The organism is Mycolicibacterium sp. MU0050 (genome assembly GCF_963378085.1).
Classification (GTDB): domain Bacteria; phylum Actinomycetota; class Actinomycetes; order Mycobacteriales; family Mycobacteriaceae; genus Mycobacterium; species Mycobacterium wendilense.
In genome coordinates this window covers 4657834-4676256 of sequence record NZ_OY726395.1, presented here as the reverse complement: position 1 = coordinate 4676256, position 18423 = coordinate 4657834, and the positions used below count along the sequence as shown (strand labels likewise).

20 protein-coding genes are annotated in these 18423 nt (G+C 68.1%); 9 read left to right on the top strand and 11 right to left on the bottom strand.

The annotated features are described in order from the left end of the window. Positions 1–227: 227 nt before the first annotated feature. A complete protein-coding gene (locus R2K23_RS22320) occupies positions 228–1544 on the top strand; it encodes an IS110 family RNA-guided transposase (RefSeq protein ID WP_316512673.1) in 1317 nt (438 codons plus the stop codon). Here the strand turns inward: R2K23_RS22320 and R2K23_RS22315 are convergent. Then, positions 1519–2708 (bottom strand): IS3 family transposase gene (locus R2K23_RS22315; protein WP_109560046.1). Its coding sequence is split into 2 segments (ribosomal slippage): positions 1519–2450 and positions 2450–2708, totalling 1191 coding nucleotides; the frame shifts between segments, so codons are not numbered across the junction. The genes R2K23_RS22320 and R2K23_RS22315 overlap by 26 nt on opposite strands. Before the next feature lie 269 nt (positions 2709–2977). On the opposite strand from R2K23_RS22315, the gene R2K23_RS22310 reads away from it, so the two are divergent. Further along, complete coding sequence (locus R2K23_RS22310) at positions 2978–3265, top strand: DUF1330 domain-containing protein (RefSeq protein WP_316512671.1); 288 nt, start codon at positions 2978–2980, stop codon at positions 3263–3265. Positions 3266–3341: 76 nt separating this feature from the next. Here R2K23_RS22310 and R2K23_RS22305 read toward each other — a convergent pair whose 3' ends face one another. Further along, positions 3342–4061, bottom strand: a complete 720-nt coding sequence (locus R2K23_RS22305) for an SDR family NAD(P)-dependent oxidoreductase (RefSeq protein WP_316512670.1) — start codon at positions 4059–4061, stop codon at positions 3342–3344. Between the two features lie 37 nt (positions 4062–4098). Then, on the bottom strand, positions 4099–4695 hold the full coding sequence (locus tag R2K23_RS22300; protein ID WP_316512668.1) for a TetR/AcrR family transcriptional regulator: 597 nt from the start codon (positions 4693–4695) through the stop codon (positions 4099–4101). 115 nt (positions 4696–4810) lie between these two features. On the opposite strand from R2K23_RS22300, the gene R2K23_RS22295 reads away from it, so the two are divergent. From R2K23_RS22295 to R2K23_RS22280, 4 genes are all read left to right on the top strand, one after another. After that, a complete protein-coding gene (locus R2K23_RS22295; protein WP_316512666.1) occupies positions 4811–6106 on the top strand; it encodes a cytochrome P450 in 1296 nt (431 codons plus the stop codon). 19 nt (positions 6107–6125) lie between these two features. Then, positions 6126–6314 carry a ferredoxin gene (locus R2K23_RS22290; protein WP_316512665.1) on the top strand — a complete coding sequence of 63 codons (189 nt, stop codon included), beginning with the start codon at positions 6126–6128 and terminating at the stop codon, positions 6312–6314. A gap of 48 nt (positions 6315–6362) precedes the next feature. Further along, positions 6363–7865 (top strand): FAD-dependent oxidoreductase, encoded by a 1503-nt coding sequence (locus R2K23_RS22285; protein ID WP_316512664.1) that lies wholly within the window; start codon positions 6363–6365, stop codon positions 7863–7865. Positions 7866–7991: 126 nt separating this feature from the next. After that, positions 7992–8855, top strand: a complete 864-nt coding sequence (locus R2K23_RS22280; RefSeq protein ID WP_316512663.1) for an SDR family oxidoreductase — start codon at positions 7992–7994, stop codon at positions 8853–8855. A 3-nt stretch (positions 8856–8858) separates the two neighbouring features. On the opposite strand, the gene R2K23_RS22275 is transcribed toward R2K23_RS22280, so the two are convergent. The 4 genes from R2K23_RS22275 to R2K23_RS22260 form a co-directional block, all read right to left on the bottom strand. Continuing rightward, positions 8859–9974 carry a M42 family metallopeptidase gene (locus R2K23_RS22275; protein WP_316512662.1) on the bottom strand — a complete coding sequence of 372 codons (1116 nt, stop codon included), beginning with the start codon at positions 9972–9974 and terminating at the stop codon, positions 8859–8861. A gap of 2 nt (positions 9975–9976) precedes the next feature. Beyond that, positions 9977–10318, bottom strand: a complete 342-nt coding sequence (locus R2K23_RS22270; RefSeq protein ID WP_316512661.1) for a hypothetical protein — start codon at positions 10316–10318, stop codon at positions 9977–9979. Positions 10319–10369: 51 nt separating this feature from the next. Next, positions 10370–11125 (bottom strand): L,D-transpeptidase, encoded by a 756-nt coding sequence (locus tag R2K23_RS22265; protein ID WP_396892582.1) that lies wholly within the window; start codon positions 11123–11125, stop codon positions 10370–10372. A 177-nt stretch (positions 11126–11302) separates the two neighbouring features. Beyond that, positions 11303–12010, bottom strand: a complete 708-nt coding sequence (locus R2K23_RS22260) for a DUF427 domain-containing protein (protein ID WP_316512660.1) — start codon at positions 12008–12010, stop codon at positions 11303–11305. 123 nt (positions 12011–12133) lie between these two features. Between R2K23_RS22260 and R2K23_RS22255 the strand changes: the two genes are divergently transcribed. After that, positions 12134–13333 carry an acyl-CoA dehydrogenase family protein gene (locus R2K23_RS22255; protein ID WP_316512659.1) on the top strand — a complete coding sequence of 400 codons (1200 nt, stop codon included), beginning with the start codon at positions 12134–12136 and terminating at the stop codon, positions 13331–13333. A 22-nt stretch (positions 13334–13355) separates the two neighbouring features. Here R2K23_RS22255 and R2K23_RS22250 read toward each other — a convergent pair whose 3' ends face one another. Both R2K23_RS22250 and R2K23_RS22245 read right to left on the bottom strand, forming a co-directional pair. After that, positions 13356–13904, bottom strand: a complete 549-nt coding sequence (locus R2K23_RS22250; protein WP_316512657.1) for a TetR/AcrR family transcriptional regulator — start codon at positions 13902–13904, stop codon at positions 13356–13358. 26 nt (positions 13905–13930) lie between these two features. Beyond that, on the bottom strand, positions 13931–14896 hold the full coding sequence (locus R2K23_RS22245) for an IS481 family transposase (RefSeq protein ID WP_316511840.1): 966 nt from the start codon (positions 14894–14896) through the stop codon (positions 13931–13933). Between the two features lie 318 nt (positions 14897–15214). Between R2K23_RS22245 and R2K23_RS22240 the strand changes: the two genes are divergently transcribed. After that, positions 15215–16471: a cytochrome P450 gene (locus tag R2K23_RS22240; RefSeq protein ID WP_316512656.1), complete on the top strand. Its 1257-nt coding sequence runs from the start codon at positions 15215–15217 to the stop codon at positions 16469–16471. Positions 16472–16488: 17 nt separating this feature from the next. After that, positions 16489–16677 carry a ferredoxin gene (locus R2K23_RS22235; RefSeq protein ID WP_316512654.1) on the top strand — a complete coding sequence of 63 codons (189 nt, stop codon included), beginning with the start codon at positions 16489–16491 and terminating at the stop codon, positions 16675–16677. Between the two features lie 94 nt (positions 16678–16771). Here the strand turns inward: R2K23_RS22235 and R2K23_RS22230 are convergent, their stop codons facing one another. Further along, positions 16772–17587: a thioesterase family protein gene (locus R2K23_RS22230; protein ID WP_316512652.1), complete on the bottom strand. Its 816-nt coding sequence runs from the start codon at positions 17585–17587 to the stop codon at positions 16772–16774. After that, complete coding sequence (locus tag R2K23_RS22225) at positions 17587–18411, bottom strand: SMP-30/gluconolactonase/LRE family protein (protein ID WP_316512650.1); 825 nt, start codon at positions 18409–18411, stop codon at positions 17587–17589. Before R2K23_RS22225 ends, R2K23_RS22230 begins: the two co-directional genes overlap by 1 nt. Between the last annotated feature and the right edge of the window lie 12 nt (positions 18412–18423).

Sequence of the window (18423 nt, the reverse complement as noted above, 5' to 3'; positions counted from 1 at the left end):
TGCCACCAGGTCACTGCCCTGCTCGCTTGACGCGGTTGACGTCCAGCATGAGATCTGCAGGCCTTGGTGGTGGCCCGGGGCGTGTCGACCGTCGATAGGGCTGAGCGCCAACGCCACCTGTGGCTGCGAGCGCCGATCAGTGAGCGAACCGGCAACCACGTCCCGGCACCAACGGCACCGACACAAAAGGGTGCCTCCCCACTGGAGCAAGCAGCGAGGAGGCTGACATGAAGTCAGCCAGCAACACCCCGACCAACACCATTACCCTGCCGCCAGAACCGCCCGGCGGTGTGACCGCCGGTGTGGACTGGGCGCGCGACGACCACGCCGTCAGTGTCGTCGATGACCGCGGCCGCGAACTGGCCCGGACCACGACGCCCCACAACGCGGCCGGACTGCGAGATCTCACCGCCTTCTTGCACCGCCACGGTGCCGGTGAGGTCGCCATCGAACGCCCTGACGGCCCCGTGGTGGACACCCTGCTCGCTGCCGGACTCACTGTGGTGGTGATCTCCCCGAACCAGGTCAAGAACCTGCGCGGCCGCTACGGTTCGGCCGGCAACAAGGACGACCGGTTCGACGCCTACGTGCTGGCCGACACCTTGCGCACCGACCGCCACCGGCTGCGGGCACTGGTCCCCGACACCGATGCCACCGTCGCCCTGCGGCGTGCCTGCCGGGCCCGCAAAGACTTGGTGAATCACCGTGTGGCCGTTGCCAATCAGCTCCGCGCTCACCTGCGCAACGCGCTGCCCGCCGCCGTCGGCCTGTTCGCCGAAATTGACTCGTTGATCAGCCTGGCGTTCCTGACCCGCTTCGACACCCAGGACAAGATCGACTGGCTGAGTCCCAAACGGCTCGGCGACTGGCTGGCCAAACAGGGCTACTCCGGCAAGGCCGCCCCCACCGTGCTGCACCAACGCATCCTGGCCGCGCCCCGGGGCGCCATCGGCGTCCACGGGGCCACCCAGGCCCACATCACCGCCAGCTACCTCGCGCTGCTTCACACCCTGGTCACGCAGATCAAAGCCCTCACGGCCCAGATCGAGACGCAACTCAGTGCCCACGCCGACGCCCACATCTTCACGTCCCTGCCGCGCTCCGGCCGTGTCCGGGCCGCCCGGTTGCTCGCCGAGATCGGCGACTGTCGCGCCCGATTCCCCACCCCCGAATCGCTGACGTGTCTGGCCGGTGCCGCACCCTCCACGCGCCAATCCGGCAAAGCCCGCATCGTCGGATTCCGCTGGGCTTGCGACAAACAACTGCGCGACGCCGTCACCGACTTCGCCGCCGACACCCGCCTGGTCAACCCCTGGGCCGCCGACCTTTACGACCGAGCCCGCGCCCGGGGCCACGACCACCCCCACGCCGTGCGCATCCTCGCCCGCGCCTGGCTGCACATCATCTGGCACTGCTGGCAAGACAACGCCCCCTACAACCCCACCAAACACCGAGCACTCCAACGATTCACCACCAACCAAAACGAGGTGGGCTTGACCCCATTGGGTGGACACTCGGTCAGGCGGCTTGTGCCGTCTGAGTGATCCGGTTCTCGTACTCGACCGGGGTGATCATCCCGATCGAAGAGTGGCGCCGTCGGCGGTTGTAGACCCGTTCGATCCAGTCGCCGACGGCGAGCTTAGCGGCTGCTTTGGTGGGCCACAAGTAGCGGTCGTAGAACTCGACTTTCATTGTGGCCCAGAATGATTCCTGCTGAGCATTATCCCAACACACCCCGGTGCGGCCCACCGAGCGGGCCAGATCATGCTTGCGGGCGAACCGTGCCAACTGCGCACTGGTGTACTGACATCCGCGGTCAGCATGGAACACCACCTGCGCGGCCAACTCGCCGCGCATGGCCACCGCCATCGCCACCGCGTCCTCGACCAGGTCGGTATGCAGGTGCTCATCGATGGCCCAGCCGATCACCCGCCGGCTGCAGCCGTCACGCACGGCGCACAGGTACAACCAGCCCTCACCGGTGCGCAGATAGGTGATGTCGCTGGTCCACACCCCATCCAGACGGCCTGTATCGAATCGACGTTTGACCAGGTCAGGGATCGGCGGCGCGTCCAGATCCACCACGGTGGTTACCGGGGCGAACGTACGTGGGCTGATCCCGGCCAGACCCTGACGGCGCAGCGAGGCAGCCACCGTCTTGCGTGACACGGTCTCGCCGGCATCGCGCAGGTCGGCCAGGATGCGCGGCGCCCCATAGACCCCATCGGAGGCCTCATGCAAGGCCGCGACCTTGACATCCAACTCGGCACGACGCCGCGCCGCCGGCGACGGTCCCGCGGCCTGGGACTTGCGCCATTTGTAAAACCCCGACCGCGACACGTCCAGCAGCTCGCACATCCGGGTGATCGCGTAATTGGCCTTCTCCGCCTCGATCAGACCGTAGGCCTCTACTGGTTCTGTTCGGAGGCAAAGAAGGCCGCGGCTTTTTTCAAAAACTGCCGGTCCAAACGCAATTCAGCGTTCTCCTTGCGCAGCCGCTCCAACTCGGCACGCTCATCAGAATCAAGCACCGCACCATTATCGCCTGCGCCAGCGGCCTCGCGGGCCACCCGCACCCAGCGCCCCAGCAACTGCTCACCCACACCGATCTCCGCGGCCACATGCGCGATCGGCCGGCCCGTCTCGATCACCAAGCGGGCCGCCTGCTCCCGAAACTCCGGGGTGTACTTCTTCCGCTTGCCCGACATACGGACATCCTTCCCGTGGGACCAGCAGTCCCACCAGTCAGGTGTCCACCATCAGGGGTCAACCCCAGAGGCGGCTTGACATAGGGCTTCTCATGGGTCCTCCGCGTGGCCGATCCGGGCTTGGATAGGAGTTCAATCTAGAACACGTTCTAGTGCGGGTGTGAGCCAGGTCGCGCCGCGATCGTTGACGGGCCAGGGGAAGTCTGGAAACCTCATTCCGCGATTCAGAGAGCGGCATTCTCGCCGCCACCACTAGCAAGGAGCGTCAGTTGGCAGGCAAGGGTTACATCATCATCACCGAGGACATCAAGGATCCCGAGGGCATGAAGGAGTACGCCAAGCTGGCGGGCGCCGCGATGGGCGGCGCCAAGGTTCTCGCCGTCGACACCAACGCCGAGGTGCTCGAGGGCAGCTGGCACGGGTCGCAGACCGTGGTGCTGGAGTTCGAATCGGTCGACGCCGCGCGCGAGTGGTACAACTCCGAGCAGTATCAGGCCGCGGTCAAGCTGCGGCAGGCCGCCGCCGACTGCAACGGCGTGATCATCAGCGGTTTCTAGACATTCACGCGAACGGGTCGCCGAGGAACACCGCCGGACTCCGACGCTTCCTCGGCGGCCGTTCGGCGTAGGTGGGTCAGGTGTTGCGCCCGCCGTTGACGCCCAGAATCTGGCCCGTGATGTAGCTGGCCTCTTCCGACGCCAGGAACGCCACGGCCGCCGCGATGTCCTCGGGCCGGCCCATCCGTCGCACCGGGGTGGCCTCGATGGTCTTTTCGATGTCGCCGAGGTAGCCCTTGTCGGCGGCCTTGCGCAGCATCGGGGTGTCGATGAAGCCCGGTGGCACCGCGTTCACCGTGACACCGCTCGGACCGTATTCCAGCGCAAGGCTTTTGGTCAGCCCGTTGACGCCGGACTTCGCCGACACGTAGTGCGACATGTACGGGGTGCCGGAGTGTGTGCTCGACGAGGAGATGTTGACGATGCGGCCCCAGCCCGCCTCGATCATCTCCGGCAGCACCGCCTGGATCATGTGGAACACACCATGCAGGTTGACGTCGACCACCCGCTGCCAGTCCTCGAAGGAGATCTTCAGGAACGGCTTGAAGCCGTCCAGTCCGGCGGCGTTGACCAGGATGCCCACCGTCCCCAACTCGTCGTGGATGCGTGCGAGCGCGGCGTCGATGGCGGCGCGGTCGGTCACGTCGGCGACATAGGAGTGCGGGGCGTCGGAGGGCTGCAGGTCGAGGGTGGCCACCCGATGGCCGTCGGCGGCGAGGCGCTCGACGATTGCCTTGCCGATTCCCGATCCGCCGCCGGTCACCAGCGCGACCCGAGGGGTGTTGGTCGTGGACATGAGTGTTCCTTCCAGTGTGGGCTTCAAAGGGTGGAGGTCAGTGCTTGGCGCGCGGCACGCGCAGGCCGAGGGCGCGGCGCCCGGTGTCGATGAGGTGGGCGAGCAATTCGTCGCGGTCCAGCTTGGCCGACAGCGGTCCGGAGGCGGCGGCCACGCCCGCGAACACCACGGTGGCCTTGACCAAGCCGGCCGGACCCGGGTCGACGTCGGCCAGCAGCGCCATCTGCCGGTCGACGAGGTCGTCCCATTCGCGGCTGGCCCGCACCATCTTGTCGACGGCCGGGTCGACGGCCAGCACCGCGACCACGCGGTGCTGCACGGCGAGCTCGGCGAAGCCGGTGAGCAGATGGTCGGCCCGCGCGTGGACGCCGCGGAGTTGCTCGGCCTCGGCGATGACGGTCTTCAGGCGTTCCAGGATGGGGGAGACGACGGCGTCGAGCAGCTGCTCGCGCGTCCGAAAGTGGTGGTAGATCGCGGCTTTGGTGAAGCCGAGCTCATCGGCGATCATCTGCAGCGACGTGCCCGCGTAGCTGTGCCGGATGAAGAGCTCGACGGCGACGTCGATCAGTCGTTGGCGGGTGTCCGGGCGCGCATGGTCGGCGGATGTGGTGGCGTCGGCCGCGGGTGACCCCATGTACCACCCTCCTCGTTCCGATCGATGATTGCTCAAACCGCCTTTACGATCGTATAGTAACTTACTAGTCGATCGTAAAGCTCGATGCAGCCCAAATGACGTGAAAGCGAACACGATGACCGAACTTGAACAGTTGGATTTCTTCAAAGACCCGAGCTTGGTCGAGGACCCCTACCCGTACATGGAGGCCATGCGCAACGGCTGCCCGGTCCGTCGGGAACCGCACCAGAACGTGCTGGTGGTGACCGGTTACGAGGAGGCGGTGGCGGTGTTCTCCGACGCCGACACGTTCTCCTCCTGCACCGCGGTCACCGGCCCGTTCCCGGGTTTCCCTGTCCCCATCGAGGGCGCGGCCGACGACGTCAGCGACCTCATCGAGCAGTACCGCGAGCAGTTGCCGTTCAGTGACCAGGTCACCGTCATGGACCCGCCCAAGCACACCGAACACCGCGCGCTGCTGATGGGCCTGATCACGCCGAAGCGGCTGAAGTCCAACGAGGACTTCATGTGGCGGCACGCCGACAACTACCTGGAGCCGTACCTGAACGCCGGCGGCGGCGACGCCATCAAGGGCTTCGCGGTGCCGTTCACGCTGGGCATCATCGCCGACCTGCTCGGCGTCCCGGAGGAGGACCGGCCCGAGTTCTCCCGGCACATGAACCACAGCGCCGGTGGTGTCGGGGGCACCGACAACAAGGCACTGGCGCACAGCCCGCTCGAATACCTCTACGAGAAGTTCTCGGCCTACATCGCCGACCGTCGCGCCAACCCGCGCGACGACGCGTTGACGGAGATGGCCGCCGCGAAGTTCCCCGACGGCTCCACCCCGGAGGTGATGGACGTCGTGCGGATCGCGGCGAACCTCTACACCGCGGGACAGGAGACCACGGTGCGGCTCATCTCGACCGCGCTGAAGTTGATCGCCGAGGACGCCGAACTGCAGCAGGAACTGCGCAAGGACCGCGGCAAGATCTCCAACTTCATCGAGGAGTGCCTGCGCTTCGAGAGCCCGGTCAAGGGCGACTTCCGGCTGGCCAAGCGCAAGACCACCGTCGGCGGCGTGGATGTCCCGGCCGGGGCCACCGTGATGGTGATGAACGGGGCCGCCAACCGCGACCCCGCGCAGTTCGAGGATCCGAACACCCTGGACATCAACCGGAGCAATGCCCGTCGGCACCTGGCCTTCGGCCGGGGACCGCACAGCTGCCCGGGCGCCCCGCTGGCCCGCGCCGAGGCGCGGGTGAGCCTGGAGCGAATCCTGGACCGCACCAGCGACATTCGGCTCTCCGAAGAGCATCACGGGCCGGCCGGCGCGCGGCGGTTCAACTACGTGCCGACCTTCATCCTGCGCGGCCTGACCGAGCTGCATCTGGAGGTCACCCCCGCCGAACCGGAAGCGGCGCGGTCATGACACCGCGGGAGGTACGGCGATGAAGGTGTCGGTCAACGACGGTCTGTGCCGCGGGCACGGAGTGTGCGTCGCGCTGTGTCCGGAGGTCTTCACGCTGACCGACTGGGGGTACGCGGAGGCGATCGAGGACGACGTCGCACCCGAGCATCACGCAGCGGTCCGCGAGGCCATCGAGGCCTGTCCGGAGCACGCCATCACCGAGAGCTGAGCCGGGCACGGCGGTTGATGGTGCGGCGAAACGGGTAGATCGCACAATGTGCCGTCACTATGGAACGCGGGCCGGATTGAGCGGCCCGCCAGCGAAGCAGAGGTTCTGGCCGCCGAATCCGTCGACGTCGCCGTGGTGGGTGCCGGACTGACCGGACTGGTCACCGCGGTACTGCTGGCCAGGTCGGGAAAGAACGTCGTGGTGCTGGAGGCGCGGCGGGTCGGCGACGGGACCACCGGCAACACCACTGGCAAGGTCAGCCTGTTGCAGGGCACCAAGCTGTCCCGGATCCGCGCCAAGCACAGCGCCCAGACCGTGCGCGACTACGTCACCGGCAACCGCGAAGGGCTCAGCTGGCTGCTGCACTACTGCGAGAGCCACGGCTTGTCGACCCAGACCGAGGACGCCTACACCTACGCGCAGTCCGCGAAGGGACTCGACGACGCCGACGCGGAGTTCCGCGCCGCCCGCGAGGCCGGCCTGCCCGTCAGCTGGACCACCGACGCCGACGTCCCGTTCCCCTTCCACGGCGGCACGCGGCTCCCGGATCAGGCGCAGCTGGATCCGCTCCCGGTGCTCGACAGCCTCATCACCGAACTCGAGAAGCACGGCGGGCGGCTCCTGCAGGGCGCCCGGGTGGAGTCCGTCTCGGGTTTCGGCCCGGTGCGGCTCAAGGTCAACGTCCGCAGTCACTCCGATCGCCACGTCACGGTCCGCGCCGAGCACTGCGTCCTGGCCACCGGCATCCCGATTCTCGACCGGGGCGGGTTCTTCGCCCGGGTGGTGCCGGAGCGGTCCTACTGCCTGGCTTTCGAGGTGCCGGGCGAGATCACCCGACCGATGTTCCTGTCCGCCGACGCGCCGACCCGCTCGGTCCGCTACGCGCGGTCGGCCGATGGCACCGAGCACCTCATCGTCGGCGGGGCGGGTCACACCGTCGGTCGCGGCGGCGACGAACGCACCGGTCTCGACGAATTGGCGCAGTGGACCCAGCGGTACTTCCCGGGCGCGACGCAGACCCATCTGTGGTCGGCACAGGACTACTCGCCGGCCGACGAATTGCCTTATGTGGGACCGATTCTGCCCGGCGCCGACGGCATCCTGGTGGCCACCGGGTTCGACAAGTGGGGGATGACCAACGCGGTCGCCGCCGCGCTGGCGTTGTCGGGGCGGGTGCTGGGCGGGAACATGCCGTGGGTCGGTGTCTTCGCCAGCTGGAGCCCGCATGAACTCGCCGGTATCGGTGCGGCGCTCAAGGCGAACCTGGAGGTCGGATTCCATCTGGCGCGCGGGTGGGCCACGCCCCGACTCGGGCGCGACCGCCCGGCCGACGGGGAGGCGGAGGTGTCGGGTCCGCCGTGGCGACTGCACGCCGACAGCAGCGTCGGCGGCGTGCAGCATTCGGTGTCGGCGGTGTGCCCGCACCTGGGCGGGGTGCTCAACTGGAACGAGGTCGACCTGGCCTGGGAATGCCCGCTGCACGGATCGCGTTTCGGCCCGGACGGTCGACTGCTCGAGGGCCCGGCCACCTCCGACCTCGCGCCCCGCTGACGCCACCGGTTACCGGGATGACCCTGCCCGGCCCCGCCGACCGGTCGCTGGAGCAGGTGCGCGTCGTGGCGTGAACCCGGCCGGACGTCGCGGTTTGGGCGGTCGCCGCCGGGGTATGCGTCGGCAATGACCAAAGATCCCGTTGATCCCGCTCCGCACGGCGTCATCCCGTACCCCGGGCGCACCGCGGAGATGTCCGAACGTCCCCGCGACGAGATGCGCGACTACACCGGTTCGAACCTGTTGGCCGGCAAGCGGGCCCTGATCACCGGCGGCGATTCGGGCATCGGCCGGGCGGTGGCGGTCGCCTTCGCCAAGGAGGGCGCTGACGTTTCGATCGCCTACCTCGAAGAGACCGAGGACGCCGCGCACACGGTCTCGCTGATCGAGGCCGCGGGCCGGACCGGCATGGAATTGCCCGGGGACCTGGGCAGCCCGGCGCATTGCCGGTCCGTGGTCGATCAGACCGTCAAACAGCTTGGCGGACTGGACATCCTGGTCAACAATGTGGCCTACCAGTCGCCGGTGAACAGCCTCGCCGAACTCACCGAGGAGCAGTGGCGCCACACGTTCGCGGTGAACATCGACAGCTTCTTCCACGTCACCAAGGCGGCGCTGAACCACCTGCCCGACGGGTCGGCGATCATCAACACCGCCTCGATCAACGGCCTGCGCGGCAACAAGACGTTGATCGACTATTCGGCGACCAAGGGCGCGGTCATCGCGTTGACGTACTCGTTGGCCCAGAACTTGAACGAGCGCCGCATCAGGGTGAACTGCGTTGCGCCGGGCCCGGTGTGGACCCCACTGATCCCGGCCACCATGGATGCCGAGAAGACGGCGAGCTTCGGCGAGCAGGTCCCGATGAACCGGGCCGCGCAGCCCGACGAGATCGCACCGTCCTACGTGTTCTTCGCCGCCAGTCGGATGTCGTCGTACTACAGCGGCGAGGTCCTGGCCCCGATCGGCGGGGAGACGCTGCCCGGGTGATGCTCAGTGCCGCAGGAACTCGGTGAGTATCGCGGTGACATCCGGGATCGCCTGTCGGGCAATCACTTCGTAGCCGTGGGTGCTCAGGGTGGGCAGGCACAGCAGGCCCGCCTGGGCGGTGAGCCCGTTGGCCTTGGCGTGCGACGGGTCGGCCTCGAAGGCGCCGACCACCGCGGCCTGCGGTTCGGTGCCCAGGTCCGCGCCGATCTGCATCAGCCGGTCGGCGATGGCCTTGTCGTACACGCATTCGGCGTCGCTGTAGACCACGATGGGTCCGCCAGCCACGCTGGTCCCGTATTCCTCCTCGGTGGGGCCCACCTCCACCCCGAGCGTCCGGTCCCCGGGCAGCACCCGGCTGGCGTACGAACCGCCCACCCCGCCGACCTCTTCGTTGGTGGTGAACACGAAGTAGACGTCGCCGGCGGGCCGCCGGTCGCAAAGCAGTCGGGCCGTCTCCAACAACACGACGATGGCGGCCCTGTCGTCGAGGAAGTAGCTGCCCACGTAGTCGCCGAAGGTCACCAGGCTGCGCTTGCCGGCCTCGACGCACACCCGGGTCCCGGGGTGCACGCCCGCTTCGCGCAACTGTTCGGGCGTGCACCCGGTGAACACGTAGACGTCGCTCCAGTCCAGCGCCTTACCGCCCTGGTCCGGTTTGGTGGCGAAGATGCGTGGGCTCTCCGAGGTGGTGTGTTCCGAGCCGAGCGTCAAGACCGCGCGCAGCGTCTCCCGGTCACCCAGCACGGCCACCGGCCCCAGGCCGAAGTTGCCCGGATACATGGTGCCCAGATGCGTGAGGTGTAGCGAGCCGTCGGGGAAGATCCGCTTTACCAGCATGGACAGCTCGTCCATGTGCGCCATCACCCGGGTGACGGGTGCGCGGTCACCGTCGTGGGATTTCGCGCCGCGGAGCAGGCCGACGACATTGCCCGCCGGGTCCACCCAGAGCTCGTCCACGTGCGGAGCCAGCTCGCGTCGGCAGATCTCGCGGACCGCGTCCTCCTGCCCGCAGGGGCCGTAGGCCCACAGCAACTCCTGTAACAGATCCAGCTGGGCGCGGCCCTCGTCCGCCTGCCCGGTGTCGTCCGGGCGCACCGCACCGACACTCACGGTGGCCATCCCTACTCCACCACGGTGAAGTGCGAGTCGCCGTCCTCGGGGGCGCCGTCGACCTGACCGTGGTCGCGGCCGTGGCGCTCCGGGGTCAGCCGGTCGAGTTGATCATCGGAGACCGAGGCGACGGGACCCCGACCATCGGCGTCGGCCGGGTCGATGTCCTCGGGTGCGACGTCGGGTTCCTCCTCGGCGATCCGCTGATCCAGCGTCCGGTCGTCGTCGGCGGGAATCCACTTCTCGGGCGGATCCACCACCTCGTCGCCGTCGTCGTTGCGGACTTGGTCGGAATCCAGGCTCTCGGTGGCGTCGAGCATGTTCTCGGACGCGTCGTCGTTGTCTGTCTGCACTACTGCCGGGTGCCCGTCGGTCAGCCCGGCGAAACAGTTCCCGCGTCGGGCTCAGGCCTGGACGGTGACCGGGTCGCCGATCCCGACGTTGTTGTAGTACCAGGCGGCGTTGTCCGGGCTGAGGTTGATGCAGCCGTGGCTGACGTTGGCGTAGCCCTGCGATCCGACGGACCACGGCGCCGAATGGATGTAGACCCCGCCCCAGGTGATCCGCACGGCGTGGTTCACGGTGAGCTTGTAGCCCTCCGGGTCCTCCAGCGGAATGCCGATGGTCCGGGAATCCATCACCACCGGGTTCTCTTTGCCGAGCACGGTGAAGCGACCCTGCGGCGTGGGGAACTTGGCCTTGCCCATCGACGCGGGCATCTGCCGGACCACCTCGCCGTCGATGCTGACGGTGAACGTGTGGGCGGAGATGTCGGCGACGGCCGTGACGGCGGCGCCCGTCCGGAAGCTCATGGGCATGCCCCCGGCCAGCAGCTTGATCTCGGAGTGCGCCGGCCACAGCTCGTCGGGCACGAAGTGCACGGTGGTGGGGCTGACCCAGTCGTAGTCGCCGGTCACCGCGGTGGGCGACAGGACGCGGATCGAGCGCTCGGCCCGGGCGCGGTCGGCGACGGCCTCACCGAAGGTCACCACGATCGGATGCCCGACGCCGACCTGCGAGCCGGTCCGCGGCGCCACGTCGACGACGCTGACGTCCGCGGTCGGGGTGGGTACCGCGGCGGTCCCGACGGCGGCCCACGCGGTCTGGGTGAGCGTCACCACGCCCAGCAAAGCCAAGACGTAACCGAATGCCTGCCGCACGGTGGTCGTCCTTTCGTCATGCCTGGAATCAACGATCGTAGTGAACCGATGGTTCTACCCAGGAAAGTCGCTGATCATTGCGCATTTGTTACAAAAGTGGCTGACGCGAAGCGCGCGCCACGGGTCGGGGATGGCCTCAGGCGCCCCCGGACACCGCGGCGGTCGACGGGGCCGCGCTCAGGCGGGGCAACCGCAATCGCCGCCGGTGCCGCCGGGCAGCTCGGCCAGCATCTGCACCCGCTCGGCGTCGAAACTCAGGAAGCCCTTGATGGGCAGCGATTCCGGCAGCGGGTCGTCGTAGCTCCACGCGATGTCCTCGACGGTGGTGCCGTCCTCGAGCGTGACGGCCCAGTACGTGGTGTGACCCTTGTAGTTGCAGTAGCTGGTGGTGGCGGTGGGACGCAGCAGATCCATGCGCACCTGCGCGGGGGCGACATAGAGACGCGGCGCCAGCGAGGTCTCGAAGACGATCACCGTCTCGGTGGTGTCGACCAGCGTCGTGGCCCCGACGCTCACCCGCAGGCCCCGGGTGGTGGGGCGGCAGTCGACCCGGTGGTACGGGTTGGGCGGGTAGTGCACCAGTTGCCGGCCCTCCTCGAACCAGCTGTCGACGGCGGCCCACGGCACGGTGACATAGCCGGGGGCCTCGGCCACGGGCTCGGCGGGCAGATCCGCGACCGCGGCCGACGGGAAGGCATAGCTCAGCGGCCGGCCCCGGCGATGCACCAGCAGCACGTCTTCGGTGTCGATCACCGGAGAGCCGTCCCGCACGGCCTGCACCCGGCGCGGATGCGGTTCGACGAACACCACGTCGGCCGGCACCGGCGGGGTGAACCATCCCGCCGGGTCGCTGCCGAACGGGCCGCGCCCGGCGACGAGGCTCATCGCCGCGCTTCCGGGTGATTCGGTCGTCCTTCTGCCACGGGGCCAACCCTAACTCGGTCTTTACAATGCGGGCAAATACTGTCACGCTCGCTGACGGCGGTTCGAGTGGAGCACGGAGGACCAGTGGACTTTTCCCGCGTGGCGTTGTCGCAGGACGATCAGGCGTTCCAGGATGAGCTGCGGGCACTGCTGGCCGAACTCGTCACCGACGAGGTGATCCGTCGGGATCGGGAGACCGGCGAGAACTTCGACGAGACCGTCCATCTGGCGCTGGGGGAGCGGGGCCTGCTGGCCGCCGACTTCAACGAGGAGAGCGACGGCGGCTTCAGCGCAGTGCGTCGCCGGATTTGGGACCTGGAGATCGGGCGCGCCCACACGCCGTGGTTCCACTGGGGCACCACCGCGATGGTGGCCCATGTGGTGGCCAAATTCGCGAGCGACGAGCTGGCGCAGGAAGTGATGCCCGGCGTGCTCGCCGGCCACATCCGGCTGTGCCTGGGCTACACCGAGCCCGACGGCGGCTCCGACGTGGCGACGTGCAAGACCCGCGCGGTCCGCGAAGCGGATGGATCGAGCTGGATCATCAACGGCGCCAAGATGTTCACTTCCAACGCCCACAACGCGCAATACGTCTTCCTGTTGACCAACACCGCCCCGGAGGCGCCCAAGCATCAGAGCCTGACGATGTTCCTGGTGCCGATGGACACCCCGGGCATCGAGATCCAGGGCCTTCGCACCGTCGACGGCGACCGCACCAACATCGTGTATTACAGCGACGTGCGGGTCGACGACCGCTACCGCATCGGTGAGGTGAACGGCGGGTGGACCGTGATGCGAGTCGCGCTGGACGCCGAACACGGTGTGATGGAACCGGATTCGCAAGGTCTGCAGAAGATCGCGATGATGTCCGAGCATGGCCTGCTGATGGCGGAGGCGGCCGACCGCGCGGCTGCCATCCTCGGCGCGGCATCCCCGGACGGCAGTCGCCGCATCGACGACGACGCGGTGCAATACCGGCTGGGCCGCAGCATCGCCCGGATGGAGGCCGCGCTGAGTACCCCGGAGATGTACGGCCGCGTCGCGATCGTGGCGACGATGCGGGAGGTCGCGCCGGAGCTGATGGACCTGCTGGGTCCGGCGGCGCTGCTGCCCGCGGAGACCCCCGGGGCGGCCGACGACGGCGCCGCCGAGCACGTCTTCCGGCTGTCCGTACCGTCTGGAATCTACGGCGGCACCCTGGAGGTGTTCCGCAACATGATCGCCACCCACGCCCTCGGGCTGGGCAAACCGAACTACTCGCCGCCGGCGAGCAAGACGCGCTGACGGGCCCGCGCGCACCGGCGGGTCAGGGCTTGATGCCCACCGCGTGCCGCAGCTGGGCCAGGAACTGTTCGGCGTCGTCGCTGCGAACGATGTAGTGCGACACCGCGACTCGCACCGCGGTGGCGGCCTTCTCGGCACCGTTGGGTCCGGGCAGCATCCGCTCCAGGCCGGAACGCATCACCGGAATGACCTTGGCCAGGCGGGAGATCGCGGCCGCGGGTTCCACGTCGATCAGGCGCACCCCGGAGTACGAGCGCTGGAACGCGACGATGTAGCGCAGTGCGGCATCGAGGCGCTCGCTGCCGCGCAGCCCCGCCGTGGCGGTGATCATGCCCTGGTCGAAGCCCTGCTGCTCGAAGGCGCCGAACGCCGAGAGGAGGTCGTCCTTGGAGGCGAACCAGCGGTACAGGGTGGGGCGCGACACCCCGGCCTGCGCGGCGACCTCGGACAGGCTCAGCTTGGTCTGCCCGTTGCGGGCCAACACTTCTGCGGTGGCATGCAGAATCCGTTGCCGCGAGGAGCTGTGTTCGTCGGCGGCATACTCGAGATCGGGCAGCGTCGAATCCTGCACGTCTGGACCCCCCTAGCTGTACTGAGTCATGAGGTTGGTGTCAGTCGGCTGATCGGTGGGAGGCCGCCGAGTGCACTGTGACGGCGTTCAGTGTTGTAGTACTTGAGCCAGGGGGCAAGGGCTGCGGCGCGGTGAGCGTTGGACGCGAAGACGCGCTTGTAGGCCCACTCGGTCTGCAGGGTGCGGTTGAGACGCTCTACCTTGCCGTTCTGCCAGGGGCAGTGCGGTTTGATGAACACCTGGCGCGCACCCAGCTCTGCGCAGACATCGCGCAGGCTGTAGCGGTAGGCCCAGGCGTTATCAGTCATGACCGCCTCGATGGTGGTGATTCCGTGGGCGCGGAAGTGCAGTGCCGCTCGCTGCAAGAACCCTGCGCAGGTGGCCCCTTTCTCGTCGGGCAGGATCTCGGAATAGGCCAGGCGGGAATGGTCATCGACCAGGGAGTGCACGTAATCGAAGCCGTTACCGCTCTTGCGGTCTCGGTTCGGGGCGTGTCCTCGACCGTGAGCCCGCCAGCCGCCGCCGTCGGGGATGCGGCCCAGTTTCTTGACGTCCATGTGCACCAGTTCGCCGGGGCGGGCTCGCTCGTAGCGAACGGCCGTGGCCTTCGAGGCGCGGATTACCTGACCGGTCATCGGGTCGCAGTCGCGCAAGTACGGCATCTGACGCCTGTTCAACACGCGCGACACCGTTCGCGCGCATACCCCCAGCTTGGCCGCGATTTCGTCGGGGCCGCAGCGGTGGCGCCGCCGCCAGGCCACGATCTGGTTCTCCACGCTGCGCGGAGTACGGGTCGGTGTGGTGTGCGGCCGCGAGGACCGGTCGATGAGGCCGGCTTCGCCCTCGGACTCGAACCGGCTGATCCAGGTGTGGACACACTTGCGCGAGACGCCCATCGCCGTGGCGATATGGGTCTTAGGCCAGCCGGCCTGATACCGGCGCACCATCAGCAGCCGGCCGTGAAACGTCGTACGGGCATTACGGTGGGACACGAGAACCTCCGGAGAGCAGTGGACCTAGACAAGCCACACCCCACCCGGAGGTTCTCCTCACTTCAAGCCAACACGCCTGCTACCAACGTCCTGTCCCGGTACACCTAGCCGGTAACGGGTGCCGGGCCCGGTGCCCGCCATCGGTTAACGTTACAACTTGTAGTGCTGTTGTAAATCGATTCGGCCCGTGTTGGAAAAAACTGACCTGCTGCGCGGACCGCCCCCACCGGCCGGCCATCTTTACAAACTAAATCGAAAGTGTCACGCTGTTGGCCGGAGTCGCCGCCCCATGTCGCGCGGCCAGGAGGGAGACATCCAGTGACGGTCGCCGATGCGCCGCAGGCCCGGGAGTACAGCCCGCACGACATCACCTCGCACGACTTCTGGAGCCGGCCGTTCGACCAGCGCGACCAAACGTTTGCCCAGCTCCGGGCCAGTGACGGGCTCAGCTGGCACCCGCCGTTGCCCACGCTGTTCGACCTGGAAGAGCCGGGGTTCTGGGCGCTGACCCGGCGCGAGGACATCGTCTTCGCCAGCCAGCATCCCGAGTTGTTCACCTCGGCGCGCGGGGTCGCGCTGGACCCCATGCCCGCCGAGATGCAACACGTGGCGGCGTTCTTTCTGGTCATGGATCCGCCGCAGCACACCACCTACCGACGACTGATCAGTTCGGCCTTCACCCCGCGCAACCTGCGCCGCATCGACGAGCAGATCCATGCCAACGCGGTCAAGATCGTCGACGACCTGGTCGGTGTCGGCGACGTCGACTTCGTCGAGGCGTGTTCGGCGCGGCTGCCGATGACCACCATCTCCGACATGCTCGGTGTGCCGAAGGCCGATCAGCCCGCGCTGGCCGCGGCCGCCGAGAAGCTGTTCAGCATGAGCGACGACGAATACAGCACGCTGGAAGAGCGTGCCATGGACACCATCAACGAGATCATGCTGATCTCCAACACCGGGGTCGAACTGGCCAAGTTCCGTCGGGCGAACCCCGGTGACGACCTGATGACCAGCATCGTCAACGCCGAGGTGGACGGGCACCGGCTCACCGACGAGGAGATCGGCGCGTTCCTGATCCTGCTGGCGTCCGCGGGAAACGACACCACCAAGCAGACCACCACGCACGCCATGATGGCCCTGGCCGCCAACCCCGAGCAGAGGGACTGGCTGCTCGAGGACTTCGACGGCCGGATCGGCCTGGCGACAGAGGAATTCGTGCGGTGGGCCACCCCCGTGCTGCAGTTCGCCCGGTTCGCCACCGAGGACGTCGAGGTCGGCGGCCAGTTGATCTCGGCCGGCGACAAGGTGGGCCTGTTCTACTGTTCGGCCAACCGGGACGAAGCGGTCTTCGCCGACCCCGGCAAGTTCGACCTGTCGCGCTCGCCGAATCCACAGGTCGGATTCGGCGGCGGCGGTCCACACTTCTGCCTGGGCAACCAGTTGGCCAAAACCGAACTGCGCCACCTGTTCCGGGAGCTTTTGACCCGGCTCAAGCGCGTCGAGTTCGGCGAGCCCGACCTGCTGTACAGCAGCTTCGTGCACGGCGTGAAGCGGCTGCCGGCACACATCCAGTAGCGGAGGCGGGAGGGACGATGCGGATCGCCGTCGATCTGAGCAGGTGTGTCGGCCATGGGATCTGCGAGACCATCGCCGAGGACGTCTTCGAGGTCCAGGACGAGGGGTACGTGGCGATCACCGAGCCCGAGCGACCGGAGAGCGATCGTGAGCGGATGGCGAAGGCCGTCGCCGAATGCCCCGCCGGCGCCCTGTACTTCCCCTGAGCTATCCAGCGCGAGCGGGCTCAAAACACGTAGCTTCTGCGGCGTGTCGGTCGGGGGCGCGCACGCTCGCGCTTGGTGGGTGCGGGCCTCGCGCCTACCTGGTGGGCCGCGGGCGCACCAACACCGACTGCTGGACGGCCCCCACGGCGCCGCTCTCGTCGAACAGCGTGCCCAGCGTGGTCCCGATTCCGTCGGGACCGTAGCTGGTTTCGGCGCGGATGCCGGTCCATTCCCCTTCGGGGACTCGGTGGATGTGCACCGCCAGATCGGTGTTCATGAACGTCCACTTGCGGATGTCGAGCTTGTTGCCCAGGCCGTTGGCGTCGTCGGCGACGGTGAACAGCCGCTGCAGGGGTGTCAGTTCCTCGCCCTTGACAAGATCCACCAGCGGGCGGATCCAAGACGCGCCGGGGCCCTCGTCCATGGGGTTGGTGAGCCAGCGCCAGTCCACGCTGTGCACGTAGTTCTGATCCCAGTCCTTGCGCATATCACGGGATTTGGCCTCCGACAGCGGCGGCATCGGCTGCGCTGGCGCGTGCCGCAACGCCTCGGTGTCCAGGGTCTGCATGCGCCACCCGGTCGCGGTCGCCACCGGGCGCGGCGCACCCTCCTTGTCGGGGGCGAGCATCTGCGCGCTGACCAACTCGATCTGCTTGCCGGCCCGCTCGATTTGGGACCGGACCCAGATGTCGCCCTCGGCGGGAACGCCGCCGAGCAGATCCACCACCACCCGGGTCAACCGGGTGTCGTCGCGCTGTTCGCAGCGTTCCAGCGCGCGGGCCAGCAGCGCCGATACCGGCGCGCCGTGCTGGATGCTCGCCGACCACGTGCTGCGAACCAGGTCGGTGGTCGCGAACCTCTCCCCGCGACTGCCGTCGGCGTCGACGAGTTCGTAGTAGCAGTCCGACATCACGGCCACCCCGCCCCGGGCGCCTCGACGAGGACGGCGTCCACGCGCGAGTTCCTGGTGCCGATCAGCCGCTCCGGATAGGCGTCGGTGCTCGACAGCAGGAACAGCGTCCGGCGCTCCGGACCGCCCAACGCGCAGGCGATCGCAATGCGGTCCCCGATCTCGATGCGCTCGGTCACGGCCCCACCGCGCTCGATCCGGTCGAATCGGCGGCCCAGTGTCATCGCCGTCCAGACCCCGCCCGCGGCGTCCAACGCGATGCCGTCCGGGGGCGCGTCCAGGCCGTCGGCGAACACCCGTCGCCCCGACAGGCCGCCCGAATCGTCGATGCTGTAGGCGGTCAGGCGTCGGCCCAACGACTCGGCGACGATCAGGGTCGACCCGTCGTCGGTGATCACCATGCCGTTGGGGAAGTCCAGGTCCTCGGCGACCACCCGCGCGCTACCGTCGCGGTCGAGCAACAGGATCACCCCGCCCGAGCGGGCCTGCGAGCCGACGTAGGCGCGGCCGTGGGCGTCGACCACCATGTCGCCCAGGTTGGCCGGGGCCAGCGCGGAAAGGTCGGCGAACCCGGTGACGGCCTCGCCGTCGTAGTGCAGGACCTGCCGTTTCTCGCTGGAAACCACCAGCAGACAACCGTCCGGGCAGAACCCGAGCCCGGAGGGCGAATGGCCTTCGAGCGGCAGGGTTGTCATTGCGCCGCCGAGCGTCACGGTGTGCACGGCCGCGCCGAGCATGTCGGAGAACCAGAGCAGGCCTTCGAACCACCGTGGGCCCTCGCCGAAGCAGAAATCCTCGGCCAATGTCGTCAGAGTCAACTCCATACCACCGACCCG

Coding starts and splice junctions, on each gene's coding strand:
- R2K23_RS22320 (WP_316512673.1), top strand. CDS start 228: ATGAAGTCAGCCAGCAACACCCCGACCAACACCATTACCCTGCCGCCA.
- R2K23_RS22305 (WP_316512670.1), bottom strand. CDS start 4,061: ATGTCCACGACCAACACCCCTCGGGTCGCGCTGGTGACCGGCGGCGGA.
- R2K23_RS22300 (WP_316512668.1), bottom strand. CDS start 4,695: ATGGGGTCACCCGCGGCCGACGCCACCACATCCGCCGACCATGCGCGC.
- R2K23_RS22295 (WP_316512666.1), top strand. CDS start 4,811: ATGACCGAACTTGAACAGTTGGATTTCTTCAAAGACCCGAGCTTGGTC.
- R2K23_RS22290 (WP_316512665.1), top strand. CDS start 6,126: ATGAAGGTGTCGGTCAACGACGGTCTGTGCCGCGGGCACGGAGTGTGC.
- R2K23_RS22280 (WP_316512663.1), top strand. CDS start 7,992: ATGACCAAAGATCCCGTTGATCCCGCTCCGCACGGCGTCATCCCGTAC.
- R2K23_RS22275 (WP_316512662.1), bottom strand. CDS start 9,974: ATGGCCACCGTGAGTGTCGGTGCGGTGCGCCCGGACGACACCGGGCAG.
- R2K23_RS22260 (WP_316512660.1), bottom strand. CDS start 12,010: ATGAGCCTCGTCGCCGGGCGCGGCCCGTTCGGCAGCGACCCGGCGGGA.
- R2K23_RS22235 (WP_316512654.1), top strand. CDS start 16,489: ATGCGGATCGCCGTCGATCTGAGCAGGTGTGTCGGCCATGGGATCTGC.
- R2K23_RS22230 (WP_316512652.1), bottom strand. CDS start 17,587: ATGTCGGACTGCTACTACGAACTCGTCGACGCCGACGGCAGTCGCGGG.
- R2K23_RS22225 (WP_316512650.1), bottom strand. CDS start 18,411: ATGGAGTTGACTCTGACGACATTGGCCGAGGATTTCTGCTTCGGCGAG.